Source organism: Bacteroidota bacterium (genome assembly GCA_041658205.1).
Classification (GTDB): Bacteria; Bacteroidota; Ignavibacteria; order UBA10030; family UBA8401; genus UBA8401.
The window spans coordinates 961,529-985,376 of sequence record JBBAAO010000001.1 but is presented as its reverse complement, the minus strand read 5'-3'; the positions used below and the strand labels follow the sequence as shown (position 1 = coordinate 985,376).

Sequence of the window (23,848 nt, the reverse complement as noted above, 5' to 3'; positions counted from 1 at the left end):
AACATTTGCTGACATACAACCTTTAACAAAAAATCTATACTTGTTGCTCCTCGTGTTTGATGAATTTCTACTACAAATATAGAGAAGACCGTTTTGTTTGTCAACTGTTTTTTCTCTCAACTGTTTCTTTTACCATTTTTCTATCCGGTTTTCGCTTGCGATGCGGAATCCCTTTCAGTAGATTATTGTAATTACCGTAATCAACCACCATAATCTTCATTAATGAAAACATTTCTGTTACTTTTATTCTGTATGACCATGATGGCAACTTCACAATCTTCAATCTCATATACGCTTTCAATGCCGAAGCCTGAAACTCATCTCTTTAACGTTGAGATCCGTGTTGATCACCACAAAGGAAAAATGATTGAATTCCATATGCCCGCGTGGCGGACCGGACGATACGTACTGCTTGATTTTTCCGGCGGTGTACAAGGATTCTCCGTGCGAGATGAAAATGATAAAACGCTGGCATTCAAAAAAACAGATAAAGATACCTGGCGCATTGAATCTTCTGATGTAAAATCGATCATCGTCCGATACAAAGTGTACGCTAACGAATTCAACATGCGGACCCGTGAATTAAACAGCGAACATGGTTTCGTTGATCCGTTATCGGTATTCATGTATGTTGAAGAATTGAAAAATAAACCGTTGGAATTGAAAGTCATTCCCTATAACAATTGGAAGGTTACCACCGGTTTAGATGAAGTGCCCGGAAAACCTTTTACCTTCTCCGCACCGTCCTTTGAATATTTAGGAGACTGCCCTCTTGAAATCGGCAATCAAAAAGATTTTGAATTCTTTGTCGATGGAAAGAAACATATCATCAGCATGTATGGCGATGGAAATTGGCATATTGATACACTCATCACCGATTTCACTAAAATTATCATTGCCAATAAAGAGTTATGGGGAGAACTCCCGTATCATAAATTTGTTTTCCTTATTCATTGCCAGCCAAACGCCGGCGGTGGAACGGAACACATCAATTCCACAGTGATGGGAGTCCGGCCATTCGTTTTTGCCAACCCCGTTTCATATAAAGGATTTCTCGGATTGGTGTCGCATGAATATTTCCATACATGGAATGTGAAACAACTTCGTCCCAAAGCGATTGCGCCATACGACTTCTCAAAAGAAAATTACACTGAGGAACTCTGGGTGAGCGAAGGGACAACGTCCTATTACGATGATCTTATTCTGCTCAGATCAAAATTTTCAGATGCAAAATCATATCTTGATAACATTAACCAAATGGTGAACAACGAACGAACGCGGTTTGGCAACTCCGTTCAACCATTGGCAGAGGCAAGTTTTGACGCCTGGATTAAATTCTGGCGTTCTAAACAAAATGCCTATAATGCTGAAAGTGATTATTACGGAAAAGGATCACAGGTAAGTCTCCTTTTGGACTTGGAAATTCGTCAAAGATCTAAAAACAAACACTCTATGGATAACGTTTTGCGAACAATGTTCGAACGTTATCCTTTGACAAAAGGGTTTACAAACTCGGATCTTCAAAAAGTCTGTGAGGAGTTTGGTGGAAGTAGTTTCAAGGAATTTTTTCAAAATTATATTTATGGTACTGTGCCGCTTCCATGGGAACAATCACTAGCATACGCCGGATTAGATGTTTCTCAAAAAGATTCAACAAAAAAAATTGGACTTGGGATGACGACTCAAGATGTCGGTGAAAAAACACGAATATCGAATGTTACGCCAAATTCCCCCGCTGAAAAATCCGGACTGGAAATTAACGACGAGATTGTTGCACTCAATGGGTTCCGTATCCGCACCGCAGATCTTAATGACAGAATTGGATCAATGAACGTCGGCACCGAGATTGTTTTGACGGTATTTCGAAATGATAAGCTGAAAGAAATAACGTTGAACCTGGAGTACTTCGGAATCCCAAATTACATCGTTAAGAAAACTTCAAAACCGACGGAATTACAGAAGACGATCTACGAAGATTGGCTAAAAGAGTCGTGGGAAAATAAAAAATGAACTGATGAGAAATATGACTGAGGCTGTTCTTTGTTTCAAGGACAGCGTAAACAACCGTTGAAAAGACTTCATGACAGCTTCTATTTATATTATTACAAATACCCGTACATGGAAATAGTATTTGTCATTCGGGAATATTCAATTCTGCAATAAAATCTGAGGTTTTTTTCCCTTCACACAATACCGACAACGTATCTGATTATACAGTTTCACCTCGTATACCTCTTTCTAAAGAGCCTATTCTTGTAAATTCCGCAAAATTTCCGTATCTTAGTAAAGTTTAAGTCAGTTCCTCACAAGTCAAAGGACGTATGTCGAAACCCCTTAATATCCTCTTTATTACCAGCGAAGCAGAACCTTTTTCAAAAACCGGCGGATTAGCAGACGTATCAAGTGCACTTCCAAAAATGATTCGGGAATTGGGACATGATATCCGAATTATGACACCGAGATATGGAACGATCAGTGAGCGAAAATTCAAACTCCACGATGTCATTCGTCTCAAAGAAATACAAATCCCGGTTGGGACCGAACAAAAAGTGGCGAGTGTTAACTCCTCCTTTATTTCCAGCTTGAAAGCAAAAGTACAGGTCTATTTCCTTGCGAATAAGGATATGTATTATCGCGCTGGTTTATATACGGATCCGAAAACGAATAAGGATTATCCCGATAATGACGAGCGATTCATATTCTTCTGTCGCGGTGTGCTGGAAACCCTCAAAAAACTTGGTTGGCAGCCGGATATTATCCATTGCAACGACTGGCAGACGGGTCTCATTCCTGCGTACATGAAGACGCTCTATAAAGATGAACCAACTTTTAAGAATATTAAAACTGTCTTTACGATTCATAATCTTGGATACCAAGGCGCTTTTTCCGATAAATCGTTTGATAAAACCGGTCTTCCGGGAACAGAATTTACCCACGAAGGAGTTGAGTTCTACGGAAAATTGAACTTTATGAAGGCGGGACTCGTCTATTCTGACATCATCACCACGGTAAGTGAAAAATATGCTCAAGAAATCACCACCAATGAAGAATTTGGTGCGGGTATGGAAGGAATTCTAAAAAAACGGAAAAAAGATCTTTTTGGCATTATCAACGGAATCGACTATACCGTTTGGAATCCTGAAACGGATCCTGCCATCGATCAGCGTTACGACATCCAGTCTCTGGAAGGCAAAGAACAGAACAAGATGGCGTTGTGTGAAAAGTTCGGTCTTCAGTATAAAGAAGGTATTCCGATTATCGGTTGTATTACTCGATTGGTGGATCAAAAAGGTATTGACCTTATTAAAGATATCGCTGATGATATGATGAAACTTGATGTTCAATTCATTATGATCGGATTAGGCGAAAAACGATATCATGAATATTTTGAATCCTTAAAAAAGAAATATCCCAAAAAAGCTGGTATCACATTCGGTATGAACGAAGAGATCGCCCATTTAATCGAAGCTGGTAGCGATATGTACCTTATGCCATCGCGTTACGAACCGTGCGGATTAAATCAACTTTATAGTTTGAAATACGGAACAGTGCCCATCGTTCGTGCAACGGGCGGACTTGATGATACGATTCAGGATGTCGGTGCGAGCGGCAACGGCACCGGATTCAAATTCCAAAAATATGACGGCAAAGAATTGCTGAAGACAATTCAACGCGCCGTAAAGATGTACGGTGATCAAAAGACATGGCAGAAAGTAATGCGTAACGGAATGGCAAAAGATTTTTCATGGGAATCATCTGCAAAAAAATATATCAACTTGTATCGTAGTTTGTTGAAATAGTTGACGATGGCTCAAGCAGACTTTGCAGTGTTTATTGATCGCGACGGAACAATCAATGTGGATGTAGATTTTCTCTCTTCCCCAAGCCAGCTTCAGATTATTCCCCGAAGCGCTGAGGCAATTCGAGAATTGAACGAGCTTAATATTCCCGTTGTTGTCATCACAAATCAATCCGGCATCGCGCGTGGTTTATTTTCCGAGGAAGATCTGAAGGTTGTGCATCAAGCAATGGATACCATGCTGCAAACATCAAACGCATCCATACTCGCATATTATTATTGCCCGCATCACCCAAATGATGGAATAGCACCGTACGTAAAAGATTGTCATTGCCGAAAACCAAAAGCAGGAATGCTGAAGGACGCACAAACCAAATTCGGTTTTAATCTACAAAAATCATTCGTTGTTGGAGACAAGTGTATCGATGTCCAAACCGGAAAATCTGTCGGAGCGGTTTCTATCCAGGTTGCAACGGGATACGGAGTTGCTGAAAAAGATCTTTGCGGAGATATCCGCGATTACTACGCGACGGATCTCTATGATGCCGTACAATTTATTAAAACAAAATTGAATCAATGAAAAAAACCTCTTCCGCTTTCCTTTTATTCCTCATACTGTTCACAGGCTGTGCTGAAAAACCAAAGTCCGTCGGCAATGGTCTTCCCAATCCGGACGGTATCTTTAGTATTGCAGATACAACATTCTATTCCATGGGCGATACGACATACAGAGTCGCGTTTCCGACTGGATCTGGACTGAGCAATCTCGTTGGCAGAATTTCATCCACGGAAGAAGTTGTATCACTCATTCAATTCATACCAGGAGGAGCGATCGATTCACTCAAGGGTGCACGGATTGATACTGCAGAATTTCGATTGACGGTAAATTACCAATTTAAACCGACGACACTTCCCGTTTCGCTCAATATTGTTGAGGTGCAAAAATCGTGGTCGCAAATTACTTTTACGTTTGACTCATTACCTTCGTTAATATTTGGAACAAAAACATTAGGAACATTTTCCGATTCAATGAAATTTGCTTCAATTGTGAAAGCTCTATTAGATACGGTTGAAGTCCGAAAATGGGCAAATTCATACATCGATTCCGCTGCACCAGATTTTTTTGGATTTGCCGTTCAGCCTCCGACAGGAGTGACCAACGGTGTCATTGGATTTAGTACATTTGATAATTTTACCAGTTTTGTGCCGCAACTCTTTATTCGTTTCACAAAAAATGGTAAAAGAGATTCGTTGACCGTAATAACTGGTCAAGATACGTATGCTTCGAAATATACTGGTTCTACTCCCTTTTCTCCGATCATGGTTCGAGCGGGATTTGGAATTCGCTCAAAATTGAATTTCGATCTCAGCGCTCTGAAAGACAAACCCATTGTGAATAATGCAACACTTGAACTCACATTGGATTCAGCTGCAAGCATATTTGGCGGATATTCTCCCGATACTCTCACCGCACTGCTTGGGATGTCGAATACAATAGTTGACCGATCTGATTCAACAGTGTTTGTATACGGTGTCAAAAAAACTTCCATTGCTGGTGTACCACAAATTTATGCATTTCGATTGACCGATATTGCCGACCGTTGGGTTCGCAACGTTCTTCCAAATTATGGTTTAACCATACGGTGGGCAGCTGAATACGGTACTGTGGAAAAAGCAGTATTCTATTCTAATACCAATGCCGATATTACAAAACGCCCAAAATTGAAGATGACCTATGCAAAAAAATAACATAAAAATAGTTTTTGGTTTATTGGTCTTTGTTTCATTTGCATTCGGCGGAAAAGGTTCCATCTATTCCCGTTACGGTGTGGGTGAAGTGAATACATTCTTAAGCGGCAAAAATACAGGAATGGGTAATACCGGAATTGCAATGTTCGGCGAAACACATATTAATCTCTTAAATCCGGCATCAACAGCAAACATCACCAATACGATTTTATCGGCATCATATCAGTACAGCAATTTCACATCCGAAGATGCTTCCGGTTCATCGCTCTTCGGAACCGGCAATATCAATTCATTTGCTTTGGCGTTCCCGGTGTACTCGCCGAAAAAAATGGTGGTAACATTTGGCATTCTTCCATTCTCCACGGTGGGATATGAACAAAAGGTGACCGGTACGACTCTCTCCGGCGATCAATATTCACAATCGTTCGATGGGCGCGGTGGCATCTCTTCCGGTCAATTAGGTTTATCCTATGCCGTTAATACTGATATTATTGTTGGTCTAACCACACATTATCTTTTTGGATCCATTTACAGAGATCAGACGATAACGTTCGCAACAGAAAATTATTTTGGCGGTTCATTCAATCAAACATATTCCCTGAGCGGTTTCGGATTTACCCTTGGAGGTATCTATTCCGGGATCGATCAAGCATTAGGTCTTTCTGAAAACAAGCAGATGAACCTCGGCGTAACACTCTTCAGCGGTTCTTCGCTGGATTATGACGAACAGACACTTCGAAATTTTTCCACCGATCAGGATACCATAAGCGTCAATGATAAAGCGATCGATCTTCCTGTCGGTTTTTCCTTCGGACTTGCATATCTAAAAAATAGAACGATCTATGCCGCCGATGTTCATATCCAAAATTGGGGTAATTTTAAAGTGAACGGAGTTCATCCTTCCGAAATTCAAAACAGTGTGCGCGTTGGTGCCGGAGTGGAGTTTCTCCCCTCGTCGGATTTTATCAGCGATGAATTCTGGAAACGTATATCTTATCGCTTCGGCGGATATTACCGGATGACTAATTTGTCCATGAACAATCAATCGATTAATGAGATGTTCGGATCAGCAGGAATAAGTTTTCCAATGAGTATTGAAACCCGGCTGCACGTTGGATTAGAATATGGTATTAGAGGAACAACGTCCGCTTCACTTATTAAAGATTCTTTGTTACGCCTTACCGTATCAGTTTCCGCATCTGAACTGATGTTCATTCAACCACCAATTGAATAATTGCCATGATAGCCATTGCAAGCGACCATGCCGGATTCCATTATAAAGAGAACGTGAAAGTCCTTTTAAAATCCATGAATCTCGAATTCAAGGATTTTGGAACCCTTACAACAGATTCGGTTGATTACCCCGATTTCGCCCATGCCGCCGCTGAAGCAATTTCCATTGGACAATGTGATCAAGGGATTATCGTTTGCGGCTCCGGTATCGGTGTTTCCATTGTGGCAAACAAACATAAAGGGGTTCGCGCAGCAGCATGCGAATCCGTTACTGCCGCAGAACTCTCCCGCAAACATAACAACGCCAATGTGCTCTGCTTCGGCGAACGACTTGTCGGCTGGGGTGTTGCGGAAGATATGATTAAAGTGTTTCTCAATACGAATTTTGAAGCGGGACGTCATACCCGAAGAGTTGAAAAAATCCACTCATTAACAGGGCGCTAATTATGAACAATATTAAACAATTTGATCCAGAGATCTATTCTGCAATTAAAAACGAGCAACACCGACAAAATACAAAACTTGAATTGATCGCATCAGAAAATTTTGTCTCACAAGCCGTTCTGGAAGCGGCAGGGACCGTGCTGACGAATAAGTACGCTGAAGGATATCCCGGTAAACGATATTATGGCGGATGCGAATATGTGGACGTGGTGGAAAATATTGCACGTGATCGAGTGAAGCAATTGTTTGGAGCTGAATATGCGAACGTTCAACCACATTCCGGCTCACAGGCAAATACCGCTGTCTATTTCACGTTCATTAAACCTGGGGACAAAGTTCTTGGTATGAACTTGTCACACGGAGGCCATTTAACACACGGCGCCGCAGTGAATTTTTCCGGGCAGTTATACAATTTTTCTGCATACGGTGTAAAAAAAGAGACTGGTTTTATCGATTACAACGAAGTGGAAGATGTTGCAAAACGGGAAAAACCAAAACTGATTACTGTTGGTGCAAGTGCATATTCCAGAAACATCGATTATAAAAAATTCCGGGAAATTGCCGACAAAGTGGGTGCCTTCTTATTTGCTGATATTGCACACCCTGCCGGCCTCATCGCCGCAGATCTGCTGAACGATCCGATTCCACATTGCCATGTTGTTACTTCTACTACACACAAGACATTGCGTGGACCACGCGGCGGAATTATACTTGTCGGAAAAGATTATGAAAACCCGTTTGGCATTGTCGCTCCGAAATCCGGCAGAAAAAAAATGATCTCTGAATTGCTCGATTCAATGGTTATCCCCGGCATTCAGGGGGGACCACTTATGCATATTATCGCTGCTAAAGCAATCGCGTTCAAAGAAGCACTGCAGCCGGAATTTAAAGTGTATGCACAGCAGATTATCAACAATGCTCAATCTCTTGCCGCACATTTAATGTCAAAAGGATATATGATTTGTTCCAATGGAACGGATAATCATTTGATGTTGCTGGATCTTCGAAACAAAAATGTCACAGGAAAAGATGCTCAGGAAGCATTGGATGAAGCAGGAATTACCGTTAATAAAAATGGAGTACCGTTTGATGACAAGTCACCGCTCATCACAAGCGGTATCCGCATCGGAACACCGGCATTAACTACACGCGGGATGAAAGAGAATGACATGAAGATCGTCGGAGATCTGATTGATGAAGTGTTGCGCAATGTCGGAAAAGCAGATGTGTATGAATCCGTTAAGAAAAAAGTCGCCGATCTTTGCAGCGGTTTTCCTTTGTATAAAGACTTACAATAATGCCAAACGATCAGCCAAAACCGGACGAACGGGAAATGGGATTCCTTGACCATCTGGAAGAATTACGATGGAGAATTCTCGTAGCCGTTGTTTCCGTGTTGGTTGTTTCGATTATTGCAGCATTTTTTGCCGACGCGTTGGTAAAACAGATGCTGCTTGGCCCCCTTCTCGCAGTCGGATTAAAACCTCAAGTCCTTACACCGTACGGCATCATGCTTACCTATATGCAGGTAGTGATTGTGGTGGGAATCATTGGCGCGATGCCGATCATTCTCTATCAGTTATGGAAATTTGTGGCTCCCGGTTTACTGCCGAATGAGCGAAAATATGCATTCAGGATCGTCTTCTTCACCTCACTTTGTTTTTTATCTGGAATTGCCTTTGCATATTTTATCCTTGTCCCGGCAGCGTTAAAATTTTTTTCCACCTTCGGCACTGATGTATTTGAATTGAATATTGCAATCAATGAATACATCAGTTTTATGTTAAGTTTAATTCTCGGATCAGGATTGGTCTTTGAATTACCAATGATAACCTTTTTCCTGACAAAACTCGGCCTTCTTACTCCGAAATTTATGCGGGCATATCGCAGGCATGCAATTGTAGCCATCTTAATCATTTCGGCAATTGTTACACCAACACCGGACATTCTTACGCAAAGTTTACTGGCGGCACCGATGATTTTGTTATACGAGATCAGCATCTTTATATCCAAATTCGCTCAGAGAAAACCTGAGCAGGAAACAGTTTAACAAGAGAACACCATGGCATTGGCAATATCACATTCGCTTGACGACATTAAGGCACCGGTAGAAAAAGAGATTAAAGAATTTTCGGGGTTCTTCAAAAATGCTATGCGTTCGAACGTTTCCCTGGTTGATACCATCGCGCGATATATCGTTAAACAAAAAGGAAAACGGATTCGTCCGATCATCGTATTCCTTTGCGCAAAAGCATGCGGTACGATCAATCAAAGTACTTTTCGCGGAGCTACATTAGTAGAGATCCTTCACACTGCCACGCTCGTTCATGATGATGTAGTGGATGACGCTGATACTCGGCGTGGACTAGCATCGATTAATGCAGTATGGAAAAACAAAGTAGCTGTACTGATGGGAGATTATCTCCTTTCGACCGGATTAATGATCTCGCTGAATCACAATGATGTTTATTTCCTCAAAGTAACTTCAGATTCCGTCCGCAGAATGAGCGAGGGGGAAATCCTCCAAATTCAAAAAAGCCGTGAATTGGATATTGATGAAGCAACATATTTGAAGATTATTTCCAACAAAACCGCCTCACTTCTTTCCACATGCTCTGAAATCGGCGCGGCAAGTGTTACAGAAGATCCAGTGATGAGACAATTGATGAAGGACTACGGAGAGAATGTCGGTATGGCATTCCAAATCCGCGATGACATCCTCGATTTTACATCGAGAAAAAGCATCCTGGGAAAACCGATCGGCGGTGATATGAAAGAGAAAAAGATTACGCTGCCGCTACTGTATGCCTTGAAACAATCACCCAAACAAGATGCACGCAAAGTGTTGAAGATGATTAAAAGCGGGGCAACGGGAAAAGATGTGGAGTTCATCGTCGATTTCGTCCAACGCAATGGCGGAATTCACTATGCAGAACAGCGCGCGCACGAATTCGGCAATGCTGCTAGAGAGTGCCTACGCACCCTCCAACCATCCGACGCAAAAAAATCACTCGAACTCTTTATTGATTTTGTGATGGAACGAGAGAAATAACAGATGATTAGTATGTGTAATAATAAAAATCCCGGACTACTATCCGGGATTTTTTATTACGCAGGATCAATCTCATCCAATGACCCTGATTTGGTATCATCCTTTTCTTTTTTCTTTTTCTTTTTTGGCCTTCCTCCCTTGCCATCTTCAATTTCTATATCGGGAATATGATGAAATGCAATTCTTGCCGGAGACGATTCTAATGCGGAGTGTGCGGCGCCATAATACAATGCCGTCTTTCCAAACCGAAGATTCAACTCATCGACAGCTGTATTTAGTGCTGACGAACGATCTTCATTTTCAAACATCGACGGAGTATGATCTTCTTCAGGAGTGATATTCAAAAGCGTTACGGATACCTGCAGCGGAGACTCTTGAAAGACCGGTTTCTTATCCAGGACTTTGATCAACGCTTGTGTCAGTACCAGCGTATCAGCAGTTTCTGAAAAAACTATTTCTCCACTCCAACTTTTATTGTCATAATACCGGATGCCGACATACATCTTACGGGCTATGTATTTCATATTTCGCAGCCGCATTGCAGATTTTTGCAGCATGCGATGCAGTACCGCCTCCGCTCCATCGGTATTTCGTTCTTGCGGTGTCAACATGTGCGAATGACCAACTGTTGTATGATGCGATTCCGGTGTGACGGGTTCAATGCCTCGCAATCGGTCATACATCCGATCCCCTTCGATACCGCTCCAGACAGTTCGTAGCTGTTCGCGTTCTGCATTACACAATTGTTCCACAGTATAGATTCCATTACGATAGAGCCGTTTCGTCATGTTCCTGCCGATACCTGTTAGATCTTGTAATTCCAAACGAAAAAGAATAGTGGGAAGGTCTATTTCCTCAATCACAACCAGTCCGTTCGGTTTTTGCATGTCCGATGCTGTTTTTGCAAGAAAAGTATTTGGAGCAATGCCGATAGATGCGCGCATATGTTCACCCACAGTGCGTGATATAGTTTCTTTGATTTTATGCGCAAGTACAACGGCATTTTCTTTCTTTTGTTGGGATCCTGTCAATACGCATGCCATTTCATCAATCGATTTTACTTGGTGCACCGGAATACAGGATTCCACTGCATTGATGAGCTGATGATGGTATTGCACATATAACGGAGGACGGGCAGGCAAGACAATCACATCGGGACAAAGTTTACGAGCTTCTTTTGCAGACGTACCGGTTTTAATACCAAATTTCTTTGCTTCATAACTCGCCGCAATACACGCCGTGTTCTCCGCCATCACCGGAAGAACAACAACTGGCTTACCTCTCAGTTTCGGATTTTCTTGTTGTTCGACGGATGCGAAGAATGCGTTGAAGTCTATGAACAGATATTGAAGCGGCAGTTTTTGCATTATAAAATAATCATAACTACTCAGCGTTTATGATTTTTTGTCACTAAAACACGAAAACACCATATTTCACCAACCCTTTTGGGTAATGGTTCAAATTCTTTTGTGCACTTTCGTGTTTTCGTGCTGCCCGACTCGTTGTTTGGTGGGATTTGGTAGCATGTTTTTAATTTTTTGAAATTCCACTGAGTAGTTACGTTTTTTCTTTATTGTGTTTTTATTTCAGCTACTTGGGGTCTTGAAGCGATTACTCTCCGTGCACGAACAAAACGTCTTAGGTTTGCTTCATCATAAATTGGGGAGGTCGGATCAAAACTGTTGATGCGCACTTTACCAGATGAGTGAATATATTCTCTGTTTCCAAGATAGATTCCCACATGAACAATCCGTTCACTCTTTTCTTCTGTTCGTTTTCTTCCATAGAATAACAGATCGCCCTTTTTCAGATTTTCAAAATCTTTCCCTGGCTCAATCGGATCACCTTGTTCTGCCTGTTGGTTTGCATCCCGGTGTAACATTTGACCGTTCAACAAAAACACTGTTTTTGTAAATCCGGAACAATCCACCCCTTTCGGAGATGTTCCTCCCCAGAGATACGGAACTCCAAGAAGATATTTACTCGTTTGTTCAATTTTTTCTGCAACCGGAGTCAACGTTTTACCCCATAGTTCATAATCGATAACAGATGAGCGTAGAACGTACCCAGACCGACCATCCGCTAAACCAACTCTCATCCAATCTCCCTCTCTTCCAAGATTCGCAAGAAGCGCTCCACCGGTAATATCGCATACAGGAAATGCTTGTGAAGATGGGTTTTGTAACACAAAACCGAAATAATTGGTAACAAAAAGTTTTTTTACGTCATTCCAATCCTTTGCTTTCGTCTCGGGAACTATAATCATTTGATCAGGATCAGCCCACCCCAGATATTTGTCTGGAGACTGAACGTAAATCCAACCCCCTTTGCGTTTCAATATTTTCACAATTGTTCCGAGTAGCACCTGCGAACTCAATTCTGCATCTTCCCCCCGTTCACTGCGCATATTTGCAACACTGACTGTAATAATTCCCCATCGTTTTTCTCCAAGCGTTTCATCGGGAAGAACAACGATACTGTCGATAATTTGTTTCTGCTCCACTGCCAGCGATTCCAACACCTCTTGTTTTGCCTCTTTTTGTTCAACTTCCCCCACAGCAACAATCTTATCACCTTGTTCATATGCTTTCACCGTAAAAACAGCAACTCGTTTGTCTGGCGCATACTTTTTCTGTAGTTGAATTATCGAGCTAAATACTTTTACTTGAGCCGGTTTTTCAGCGCAGCCAAATAGGACAATCGTAATGATAACAAACAGTATAAATTTTTTCATAACGTTAGGAATTTTTACTCATGGCAATAATCATATCCCATTCAGTTTTCGTAACAGGCTGAACTGAGAGTCGTCCGATACGAACTAATGGCATTGTCGCCAATGCTTTTATACTTTTGATTGTTGTAAGAGTAACAGGGTGTTTCAATTTTTCTTGGGCTTGAATGTCCACCACAACCAATTTTTCGTCCTTTTCTTTTGGATCAGGATATGGATTTGAAACAATCTTGGCGATCCCGACAATCTGTTTTTCATCTCCCGTATGATAGACGAATGCGATATCCCCTTTTTCCATAGAACGTATATGTTTTAACGCTGGGGCAGCGGAGACTCCGCTCCAAACAGTCTTCTTATCCTTAACAAGGTCATCAAAAGAATATTCCGTCGGTTCAGTTTTCAGCAAGAAGTATTTCATTTTGTTCTTTTTCCTTTTAAGGAAGGTACCGTAATAGCGGTAAAAATGCAAAGCAACATAATGTTAGATACAGAAAAAAGAAAGCATGTTTCAATAGTGTCAACGCATTTTCACAAGTTTCGAAAGGCCTTCAACCTGTTTATTATCTTGCCTCACTATGATCTTATAAAGATAAACACCATTACCAATACTATCGCCATCTTTGTCCCTGCCATCCCAAGGAATTTTATTAAACCCAATAATTCCTCCTGGTGACAATTCTTGTATTAATCTTCCCGTAACAGTGTATATTTTTATGATGACCTCATCCGGATTTGCTGGACCGGCAAGATTGAACGTAAACGCAGTAGAATTGTTGAAAGGATTTGGGAGATTGAAAATATCCAATATCTTGAAATCCGCAGCGACATTAATATATATCAACAGTGTGTCAGAATAATTACCAGCAATATCTTTTGCATATATTTGAATAACATTTTCTCCGCTTGTCAACATCGGTGTCCATCGAATATCAGCTCTACCAATTGTATTTGTATTTAATAACTCAGCCGTCCCTTTGGTAAACGGTATAGCAACATTATTCAATGTGATCTTAAAATTGGACGTATCCGTCGGAAGTAACTGAGAGGGATTATTATCGGTATAGCGGATCCTTATTTCCGGATGTTGTGCAACATAATCGCCATTCACAATTTGTGAACCGTCAAATGTAATCTGCAGCGTCGGACGAAGTGTATCAGATTGTACCTTATATGGTATGGTCACAGAATTATTGCTTTTTGACTGCTCGGAAAGATTATTGAGCGGATCAATCTCAAATACAAATGCATAATTTCCCTGTTTACCTCTCGACTCATAAGAAAATGAAAAATTTACCGAATCATTAGATGGAATCTGAACAAACTGCTGCTGTTTCAAGATATTATCAATTCCCAATACCGTAGTTTTTAATTGTACTAAGACACTATCAGCCGCTACGTTGCTTACGTTAAATATTTTTCCGGAGAACTGAATAACCTCTCCTTCCATCACAGAATCCCTGTTGATCTTTGATGATTGGTTCGATACTGCAAGTTCTGTAGATGATGTAGCTGCGACTTGCCACCTTTTTAGAACAGGAGAGTTCACAACAGATACAGTTCTTCGATTTTTGAGCGCTGATGGAACAGAAAAATTAAAGACTAATTTACCATTTCGATATTTTTTTGTATTGATCGAACTTAGTGAAACATTATTTTGATTTATTGCGGTGAGTAATGTATCAAATGTATTGACAGATGAAATCCCGACAAATTGGACTTTCAATTGAGATCCGACGGGAACAGATTGATCTAACAATAAACTCGATAAACTCGTGAATGGTCCGATAAGAGGAGTTTCAACGATACCAGACCTTTCTATACGAACGATCGTTGTTTCTGCAATAGCGTTTCCGCTGTTTTGTGCTTTGTAAGCTTCTGGGACAGATCCAATTGCAGCCCCTTTCCTTCCAATAATTGACCAAGAATCTCTGAACAAAACCTGATCAATATAGGCGCTTCCAATTGTCTTAAGAGCATTGCGTGTTGCCGTAGTTAGATTGTTCGCTCCTTCGTCAACCACAACATCAATCACATATCTTCCATTTGGTATTGCTGCAATATATTGTGTAAGCGAATCAGATTCCCCCGGGCTTGCATTGATATTAAAACGTCTTTGCGAAAGAACAGTAAATGAATTTGTATCGACTACAACAACATTGTGACCGCTCCCAAGGATAGGAGTAATAACATTGAAACCGTTGATTGTGATTGATCCATTGTTTCCATCACTAAATCCCGCAGATAATGCTTTGATACCTATTCTTGTATCGACGATTCGTGCACCGCTGTCCAATGAATAAGCTGTTCTGGTGTAAGTATTTTGTTTCCATGATATTGAATCCAATTGTCCAAATGCCGGTACTGCAGAATCTCCGGAATAGAAAGAACCTGTTGTCCAATCACGTGTGCTGTTCACAACTTTCACTCGCCAATAGTATCGTTTCAATTTCTTCAATCCCGGAAGAAAAAACGATGTTGAAAATTGCTGGCTTTGTTTGGAAAAAGTCTGTGCTGTCGAATACGAAGAAAGTGTGTCTAGCTCCAGTGTTATTGTTGAACTGCTTCCCGTGCTGATCGTCGGGTTTAAGAATATCATCTGATTAACTGACGAGATACTGTTCGCTGAAGGATACAAAACTTTGAAATCTGTGGTTGCAACCGTAAAATAATAATTCGCTATGTTATCAGATTCTGACGATTCAACGATCAATCCATTGTAATCAAGTTCAATTGATAATTGATGCTCACCAGCATTCTTGAGTATTGGGATTGCTAATTTAATTGTGTCACGCGATACTGGATATTTTCTGCGTACAATCCGGGTGATTTGAAGATTAGACAAATAGAAATGTTTTATTTGAATTGAAATGCTGTCATTAACAAGCGATCCGGTATTTGAATACACGATAGAGAATTGAGCTGTGTCAATTTCATCCGTTATTTGTGATGGTATTGACGCAATAGCATTCTGAGTAATTGCAAGGTTTGGCAATTGAGGATTCCCAATGCTTTTCTTTATAATAAGAGGAAATGAATAAAAATTATTATCCTTATAGATCTCTCTTATTGTGGTATCGGGATCAATGCTCAATTGAATATTTCTTTTTCCGCTCCCTAACAATGTATTATATCGTGATATAATCTCTTTATAACTCATCGGGGCGATTGAATCAATCGTTTGGGATGTTATTTGTTCAACATAATTATTATCCCAAATTGAAGTTAATAATATAGGAATATTTTTTGCTGTAGATCCCCCTACGTTGTAAATTCTGTAATTAAATTCGATCTTTTCGCCTTGCACAACTGTGTCATTCAATGCTAATTCTTGATTGTTTTCTGTTTTAAATGCATGAAACACTTGGTAGTTTGTACCAAGCTCCGAAGGTTCATGATAATAGAACGCAATATTTTTAATTTGGGGAGTTTTTTTATTTACATTTCCGTGTACCTTTGCCAATAATTTCAATTGAGGATATATAGATGCATCTACTTGATTGAGCAAAACATTTTGCGTTGAACTATTAATGGAGATAGAAGCCATTGTATCTATTTGTGAGTTAGTTTTAACGCCTATCGGATTAAGGCTAATACTTGCTCCCTGCGGTATTGAAGAAACAAATACAAGGCTATCCCATGATTCTGCAATGCCAGCAACGGGAAATATAATTTCGCCTGAATCCGCATTTGCTTCTACTGATATAGAAACATTCGCAATACCATCAGTTTGTCTTTTGTAATTTTCAGGCACTGAACCGATTGGCGCACCTTTTTTACCAATGATGCACCACGACTCTCTATACATCACACTATCTATATAGTAACTTCCTAATTGCTTAATTGCATTTCTTACCGCTGTTGGAGCACTAAAACCCAAAACAGATTGAGCCGCATCAGTGCTGGTAGTTATTGCAAGAAGAGTTCCAGAAGAAAGTGAATTAATATAATTTGTCAAACTATCGGCAGCGGCAGCAAGTTCTTGAGTTGTTCCACTATTTGAAACAAAAAATCGAAAATCAAAAGGGCTTAAGGTAACAGAATCAATTCGTGCAGTCACAATTCCCCAAAAGAATGAATTCGGAGATTTTTCAACCCCATTATATTCTACTGAAGCAAACGAACCAGCGGTTACTCCGGCTGAAAGAATTTTCAAATTATTAACTCCAGAAAGTAATTCCCACTTTCCAGTTTCTGTATTAAACAACGTTTTATTATACTGAAAGTCGTTTGATGTTCGAGGACTTTCAATATACAACTGCGCGTTTCTCTGAACATTAATAAATGACGATGGTATAGACCACTCCAATTCTGGAAGATCAATTTTTGCTTTCCACCAGTATCGTTTTCCTTCTATAAGCGTTGGAAAAGAAACTTTTGTTATTACGGTGTCATATTTTTTTGTAAACTCGATAGGATTGAGAAAGTTTTCCGTTGTATCAATAGAAATTCTCATGTTTTCCGCGCCGCCGATAATTTTTTGAGTCGGGTTCAATAGCGTGATATTTTTTTTCGACGCATTATAATATGAATTTTGTTCTAATGATTTAACCGTTGTTGAATAGACCGAAAATCTGAATAAAACATTATTATCTTTTTTGCTGATTTCATCTATCACGCCGTTGCTGTCCACAAATATTGTCAATTCATGCTCACCTGCACGATTTTTTACAGGAATCGTTACGACTGTAGTATCCCAAAAATTATAAGGAGATAATTTAAATGAGTAATTAAATATGCTCTTACCATTCAATTTATCGTTTATCGTTACAAGGGATGAATCCTGAGGTATTAAACCAAGATTTTTCGTTATAACTTTGATATTCACCGAATCATCCATATCGGTTGGAATATTTCCAAGTAACTGCACCGATTGCTCATCAAGAGCGAAATTGGGCTTACGCGGTAGAGCAATTTTAAGTATGGGATCTCCAAATAACAGATTACAATATTTAAATACTCTGTTTGCCTCGCTTGATGATAACTGAAGTTTTGCTAAGTGATGCGCTTTACTAACAGTCGTTACCGTGTCTTTCAATATTTTCCCATAAAAGAGAGATGGAAACGTTGTCGCAGAGGTCACATATCCCAAACTTGCATTTCCTAAATAAGAAATCGCCTGCCCGTTATTATCTCCAGATACAAATAGTTCGCCAAAGCAATCAATATCCGGCTCTGCAAATTTTCCGGTCGAGCAACCAAAATCCGATATCACCGCGAAACGATTTGAATAGATATTTTTCAAATCATTTACGGAAATGATTCCATTATCCCATGTTTGTGTTCCACTATGTCCAATGTAAGAAATGAACAAAGAACTTTGCTGAATCGCATTTTGAATCTCCTGTTGTGAAAATGGACCATAATTTGATACAGGATTTGTCGTTTTATAGAAATGATGTCCCAAACCGCCAACAGGCGGTGTTAACGCTAATGTGGAGAAAACTTTATTATTCTCATCTCGAATTTGCATCAATTCACTTGATTTAGTCGGATCTCCACCACTAAAAAAGAGAAATGTTTTATTCCATTCATCATATGGTTTGAGAAGATATTTATCATGCTTTTGTAGATAAAATATTACTTCAGCATCACTCTTTGCCGGAATTCGTCCGACATACATTTGCGGCACATCTATAGAAACAGAATCCCATGTTGTGTACCATACATCGCTTACCGGATACCCATACGACGGAACAAGATTTTTTCTCAGTAATACGCCACCGGTTGTTATATTTCTGTAATCATAATTTGCTTCACCCATCAGCATTAAATAACTGGGTGAAGGAGCTTTCCACAATAGATTCGCCTGTATTAAAAATACCTTTATTGCTTCCGGATAATTGTAACCAAAAGAAAATTCATCAAAAATATCGTCTACGTACGCAATTTCAGTTCTAACTCCATAGATAGATGCAATAAAACTACTATACTGTGCTACCGAAGCAGATAAAATTTTGTTTGATACAATAATATAATCAGCCGCACGATTTGTACTGCGAAGGTTTTGGAATGATTTCTTTACAACAAAACGTGGTTTCTTTAGATTCGCTTCTGATATAACAACATAACGGTCTCCACCTGAAACTGTATCCACAAAAAGGCATATTTTTTGACTACTGCCAGATATAGAATATTTAATAATTTTAGTAACCGTTGATGCTACTTTATATATCACAGGATCGGCGACTGTCAATCCTGTAACTTTAACCATTCTGATACCTTTTGTAACAGTATCGGGAATTGTGATAAAGAGAGAATCATTAACTGCTTGTGTGTAACAGTAATAGTCAATATCAACCCAATCAAGAAGAAATTGATTTACATTTGCTGAAGTATTAGTCGGGAATCCCCAAAGTCTTATCGAATTATTTCCTGTATTTAGTTGCGATGAAGGAAATTGGACTTGAAAATTAATTGTCTGTCTATGATTAAAGAATGTGGTATCTGAAACATTTGCAGAATTTAAGCCAATACCTACTTTATGAGCATTCGTTGATGAAAACCGAGTATCCCAACCATTGCTGATAAAACGCGCAATAACATTAACTTTACCTTCCTGCAACACTGAATTTGCTATAAACGGTACTGTAGTATTTGTTCCCGCACCAAAATTTAACCACGTCCACACTTTATGTTCCTGCCAAAATGGAAGCTGAGTGCGGGTTGTAGTAGCATCGTAGTACCAAAGTCTTTGATCGGTTTCTATGTGAAGTCTCATAAAACAACTATTTATTGTATCCGAAGATGAACCGCTTGCGTCCAATACATTTGCACGCAATCCATTTGTTCCTCCCCACGTCAACCAAACCACCGTTGTATCAGAATAACGATTCATAAAATTGATATAGTCTTTTCCAGTTTGAACAATTGTGCGATAATTTTGCTGCTCATAATGTCTTGTTCCATAAAATTCTATGAAGTCGTTTGTATTGAATACCATATCATCTTCTCCACTTACATAGATTTGTTTTTCTTTCCCGCTTTCATAAATTCGGAATGTTCGCGGATTAAGTGAAGAAGGGTTAATCTGATATGTATTGACCAAATCATCATATGTAATACGATAAATACCATCTACCGGAATTGCTAATTTTATATATTGTTTTGTATAATCAATCCAATCGTCAGATGTGTCGAAAGATAATATTGTTCGGAATGAGCGAAAGTCTTGCGCTAGATCATAATTTATAATTACTTTCCTCAAATCTTGCTCGTATTGACTAAGCGGGGTAGAATTTTTCTTGTATTCAGATTGATGATTTTGATATGTGACACGAATATCTGTTCCCTGCAATTCTGATATTTCTTTTCTATCTCCATTGTAAATAAAGGTGTTTATATTTACCGCGGCGCAATAATAATTCCCAAGCCATGTGTACCCAAGAACCTCAACATCAGAAGCCGGATAACGAAAACCGGAAAATAGGGAATAATTAAGTTTTGCATCTTCATAGGAAAATGTTGAATCTGCATTAGATATTACTTTAGGATTTGCAGAAGGTACTACATTAGAATATGTATGTCGCTGAACGTTTGATAATTTCACCGATATTTTTTCATTTGGCGGAATAGCGATATACACGGTTTTCCCCGGCAGTGCAGGTATTCCGGGCTTGCTCTCATCCACCGCCTCCGGAAAATTCATTATGTGTACATTATCACTGCGACGCAGTTCAAATGCAGTATTTTTAAATTCAACTCTTGAAGTAAAACCATTATTGGTTTTAGATAAAAGCGTAGATTGTTGCGCCGTTGAAAACGAGCAGAGAACAAAAAGAAATAAACTTACTGTAAAAAATAAAAATCTAAACACAATACCACACTCTCTTTAGTTCGGTCTTAGCAATTGAATTTTTTGAATCAACACTCTAACAAGAAATAAAGGAATTCCCACAACATAACGCGAAAAATATTTTACCGGATTAAAAAGAAACCGGACAAACCACTCTAAACCAATAAATTGTATGAATTTGGGACCACGTTTTTTCAGCCCAGCAAGTAGGGTTATTGCATCGCCTACCGCCTGAATCACGGAACAGTTCAATTCATGTTTATGCTGATGACTCCACAAATTTTGTTTGGGCGAACCCATAGCAAGCCATAATATATCCGGCTTTGCACTGTTTATTGTTTCAATTAAATTACCTGTTTCAACATCTTCAAAACCATTCTTCATACCGACAATTTTCAGATTTGGAATATCCTTTTGTATCTTTTCTGCGGCCAATTGAAGAATATCTGTAGTCGATCCAAGAATAAATATATTCCATCCCTCAATCGCACATCTCTTTAATAATAGTTTTGCATGATCAGTCCAATTAAACCTTTCTGCGAAACCCTTTGCGTAAAGCAATTTTGATGCAAGCCATACTCCGTTCCCCTCTGGATGAATAATATCAGTTGTTGAAAGAGCCTCTTGTAATAATTTGTCATCCTTTGCAAGGTTCACAATATGTGCTGTGGCGTATGCAATTGTTATCTTTTCACGATTTTGAATTGCTTTAGAAATATGTTTTTCAATTTCCTTATAATTAACATCAGAAATATCAAGTGAAACAATACGATATTTTTTCATAAAGACAATAATTTATGACACACTATGAGTTCAACAGATTCTGATAAATCTCGCCTAATTTATCACAGTACTGCTCACATGTAGGGAGTGATTTAACTTTTTGGTAAAGATTGTTACCTAGAAAATCAGGTGTTATTGGGTTATTCAATAGTTCAACAATGCACTCAATTAGTTTTTTAACATCCCCAGCATTAAAAAGTAAACCGTCTTTTCCATCTTCAATAAATTCGGCAATACCGTCTACCTTAGAACCTACAAAGGCTTTTTTTGCCATTCCAGCTTCTAACATAACATAAGGAAATGGATCCTGTAAAGAAGGTAATACTACAAGGTCTGCCAAATGAAAATATTGATTTCCGTTAATTTGTGGCGGAAGAATTATTTGTTGACAGCCATTTTCCCAGTTACTTGTCTTCTGTGAAAAGCAATGAGGATCTCCAACCATCAGCAGTGTTATATTATTAAAATCGTGTCTTATTCTCTCAAAAGCATCGATGAGATATTTAGTCCCTTTAATAGTATCAAATCTTCCAATATAGAGAATTACCTTATTCTGACTTGGAATGCCTACTGTTTTGCGAAGAGATAAAATATCACTTGTAAAAAAGTCCGGCATTTCCTCAATACAATTATACATTGTTTCAATCTTTGTCTTATCAACACCATAGCGTTGTGTGATTGACTCTCTGACCGTATTACTCACTGCAATAATTTTATCCGATTTGAAACTTAACATTTTTTGACCATGCACGAGACTGTGTGCCGTTGTAATTGTTCGGAGTTGATATTTTTTAGCAATGAGTGAAGAGACAAATTCCGGGTAACGATGATGCGTATGAATAATTTGAATTTTGTGTTCCTTACAATACTTTTTAATAAACTGTAGATTTGATCGCAAATGAAAAATGTTCTGGATTCCTGTTTGCATTGGAATAACAGCAGGGTGAACGCCGATGGACTCCAATTTATCCACAGCGTTTCCACCATTTGTAATAAAATGCAGTTTATATTTTGGTTTTTGCAAAAAATGCCTGAAAAGCATTGAAACGTATGTTGTAATGCCTGAATTTTGATTAAAATTCAACGCAATATGCAGAATATTAGTCATGGTGAATATTTAGGAATGCAAAACACTGTTGTAGATTTCATCAAATCGTTTTGAGAACTCCTTTTCATTGTACTTTTCAGCAATTGCTTTTTTACCATTTTCACCCATCCGCTCTCGCAATAGTTTATTATTCAATAACTCGTTAAGGCAAGTAACTGCTTGTTGAACATTTTGTCGTTCATACACTTTTCCACATTCTTCTTCAACAATAATTTCCCGAATACCTCCTACATCCGTAGCAACAATCGGAACTCCCTTTGCCATCGATTCCCACATAATTAACGGCATCCCCTCCCAATCCGATGTTATAAGTAAAATATCAAATAATCCGATATACTTTTTTACATTTGGCACAAAACCCAACATCGATACCCGCTCTGTCAATTGTTTTGTAATTATTTGCTGACGTATATCTTCTTCAAGTGATCCATCGCCGAGAAAAAAGAAGTGCGCATCACTTCGTTGCAACAGAAGTTTGCGGATAACTTCTATTGCAAGATCAACTCGTTTTTGTGGTTCAAATCTCCCAATTATTCCAATCTTATATTTATTCGCTGCTAGTTGATTTATTTTGCTGTTAATTTGTGCATCTAGTATTGTAACATTTTCATCAAGTATGCAACCATTGTAATAAACTTCTATTGGAGCAAAATAATGCGATTCCTCCAGTAATATTTCTTTGGATTTCTTCGAGGGAACTAATACTATATTGTAACTCCGAATTGCATAGACGATATAATGGAGAATTCTATAAAGAGTTCTTTCAATCACATTGTAATACATAGGAACATTGATAAAACTTCCATTGTAATTAAATATTGCTTTTCTTCTCAAAAAAAGATTTACAATACCGACAAAAATATACGGCTTAATCAAATGGGCTTGAATGATTGATATCTCATTTCTTTTGAGAAATCTGTACAGATCAATAAAAGTGTTAACTGATAATTTCTTTTTCATCGAAGGCAATGAAGAAACAATAACTCCCAAATTTTTTGCCTCTTCTTCAATAATAGAACCTCCTTGAAACACGAGATATTGCTGATATTTATTCTTATCAAGATACTTGAAGAGCATTTTTAGATGTGTATATACTCCGTCACTCTTGCCGGTAATAATATTCACAACATGACAGATTTTAATTTTTTCCATAATTA

Annotated in this window: 17 protein-coding genes; 9 read left to right on the top strand and 8 right to left on the bottom strand. The window is 39.0% G+C overall.

Annotated features, from left to right (window positions below; translation table 11 throughout):
• Window positions 1–100 precede the first annotated feature (100 nt).
• Complete coding sequence (locus WDA22_04080; protein ID MFA5832638.1) at window positions 101–289, bottom strand: hypothetical protein; 189 nt, start codon at window positions 287–289, stop codon at window positions 101–103.
• 11 nt (window positions 290–300) lie between these two features.
• Here WDA22_04080 and WDA22_04075 point away from each other — a divergent pair, with 11 nt between their 5' ends.
• The 9 genes from WDA22_04075 to WDA22_04035 all read left to right on the top strand — a co-directional run bounded on the left by WDA22_04075 (window position 301) and on the right by WDA22_04035 (window position 10,277).
• Window positions 301–2,010 (top strand): PDZ domain-containing protein, encoded by a 1,710-nt coding sequence (locus WDA22_04075; protein MFA5832637.1) that lies wholly within the window; start codon window positions 301–303, stop codon window positions 2,008–2,010.
• A gap of 311 nt (window positions 2,011–2,321) precedes the next feature.
• Window positions 2,322–3,800 carry a glycogen synthase GlgA gene (glgA, locus tag WDA22_04070; protein MFA5832636.1) on the top strand — a complete coding sequence of 493 codons (1,479 nt, stop codon included), beginning with the start codon at window positions 2,322–2,324 and terminating at the stop codon, window positions 3,798–3,800.
• A gap of 6 nt (window positions 3,801–3,806) precedes the next feature.
• Window positions 3,807–4,379, top strand: coding sequence for an HAD family hydrolase (locus WDA22_04065; protein ID MFA5832635.1), 573 nt, complete (start codon window positions 3,807–3,809; stop codon window positions 4,377–4,379).
• Window positions 4,376–5,548, top strand: coding sequence for a hypothetical protein (locus tag WDA22_04060; protein ID MFA5832634.1), 1,173 nt, complete (start codon window positions 4,376–4,378; stop codon window positions 5,546–5,548). Before WDA22_04065 ends, WDA22_04060 begins: the two co-directional genes overlap by 4 nt.
• The gene (locus WDA22_04055; GenBank protein ID MFA5832633.1) at window positions 5,535–6,782 is read left to right on the top strand and encodes a hypothetical protein; all 1,248 of its coding nucleotides are present in this window, start codon (window positions 5,535–5,537) and stop codon (window positions 6,780–6,782) included. Before WDA22_04060 ends, WDA22_04055 begins: the two co-directional genes overlap by 14 nt.
• Window positions 6,783–6,787: 5 nt before the next feature.
• Window positions 6,788–7,225, top strand: coding sequence for a ribose 5-phosphate isomerase B (gene rpiB, locus WDA22_04050; protein MFA5832632.1), 438 nt, complete (start codon window positions 6,788–6,790; stop codon window positions 7,223–7,225).
• A 2-nt stretch (window positions 7,226–7,227) separates the two neighbouring features.
• Entirely contained in the window at window positions 7,228–8,523 is a 1,296-nt protein-coding gene (glyA, locus tag WDA22_04045) for a serine hydroxymethyltransferase (protein MFA5832631.1), read from the top strand.
• Window positions 8,523–9,275 (top strand): twin-arginine translocase subunit TatC, encoded by a 753-nt coding sequence (gene tatC / locus WDA22_04040; protein ID MFA5832630.1) that lies wholly within the window; start codon window positions 8,523–8,525, stop codon window positions 9,273–9,275. Before glyA ends, tatC begins: the two co-directional genes overlap by 1 nt.
• Window positions 9,276–9,287: 12 nt before the next feature.
• Window positions 9,288–10,277 carry a polyprenyl synthetase family protein gene (locus tag WDA22_04035; GenBank protein ID MFA5832629.1) on the top strand — a complete coding sequence of 330 codons (990 nt, stop codon included), beginning with the start codon at window positions 9,288–9,290 and terminating at the stop codon, window positions 10,275–10,277.
• A 56-nt stretch (window positions 10,278–10,333) separates the two neighbouring features.
• Here WDA22_04035 and WDA22_04030 read toward each other — a convergent pair whose 3' ends face one another.
• The 7 genes from WDA22_04030 to WDA22_04000 all read right to left on the bottom strand — a co-directional run bounded on the left by WDA22_04030 (window position 10,334) and on the right by WDA22_04000 (window position 23,843).
• Entirely contained in the window at window positions 10,334–11,644 is a 1,311-nt protein-coding gene (locus WDA22_04030) for a helix-hairpin-helix domain-containing protein (protein MFA5832628.1), read from the bottom strand.
• Between the two features lie 203 nt (window positions 11,645–11,847).
• Entirely contained in the window at window positions 11,848–13,011 is a 1,164-nt protein-coding gene (locus WDA22_04025) for a C40 family peptidase (GenBank protein MFA5832627.1), read from the bottom strand.
• Window positions 13,012–13,015: 4 nt separating this feature from the next.
• Window positions 13,016–13,426 carry an EVE domain-containing protein gene (locus tag WDA22_04020; protein MFA5832626.1) on the bottom strand — a complete coding sequence of 137 codons (411 nt, stop codon included), beginning with the start codon at window positions 13,424–13,426 and terminating at the stop codon, window positions 13,016–13,018.
• 99 nt (window positions 13,427–13,525) lie between these two features.
• A complete protein-coding gene (locus WDA22_04015) occupies window positions 13,526–20,653 on the bottom strand; it encodes a C25 family cysteine peptidase (protein ID MFA5832625.1) in 7,128 nt (2,375 codons plus the stop codon).
• 183 nt (window positions 20,654–20,836) lie between these two features.
• Entirely contained in the window at window positions 20,837–21,583 is a 747-nt protein-coding gene (locus WDA22_04010) for a WecB/TagA/CpsF family glycosyltransferase (protein ID MFA5832624.1), read from the bottom strand.
• 22 nt (window positions 21,584–21,605) lie between these two features.
• Window positions 21,606–22,691 (bottom strand): glycosyltransferase family 4 protein, encoded by a 1,086-nt coding sequence (locus WDA22_04005; protein MFA5832623.1) that lies wholly within the window; start codon window positions 22,689–22,691, stop codon window positions 21,606–21,608.
• Window positions 22,692–22,700: 9 nt separating this feature from the next.
• Window positions 22,701–23,843, bottom strand: a complete 1,143-nt coding sequence (locus tag WDA22_04000) for a glycosyltransferase (GenBank protein MFA5832622.1) — start codon at window positions 23,841–23,843, stop codon at window positions 22,701–22,703.
• Between the last annotated feature and the right edge of the window lie 5 nt (window positions 23,844–23,848).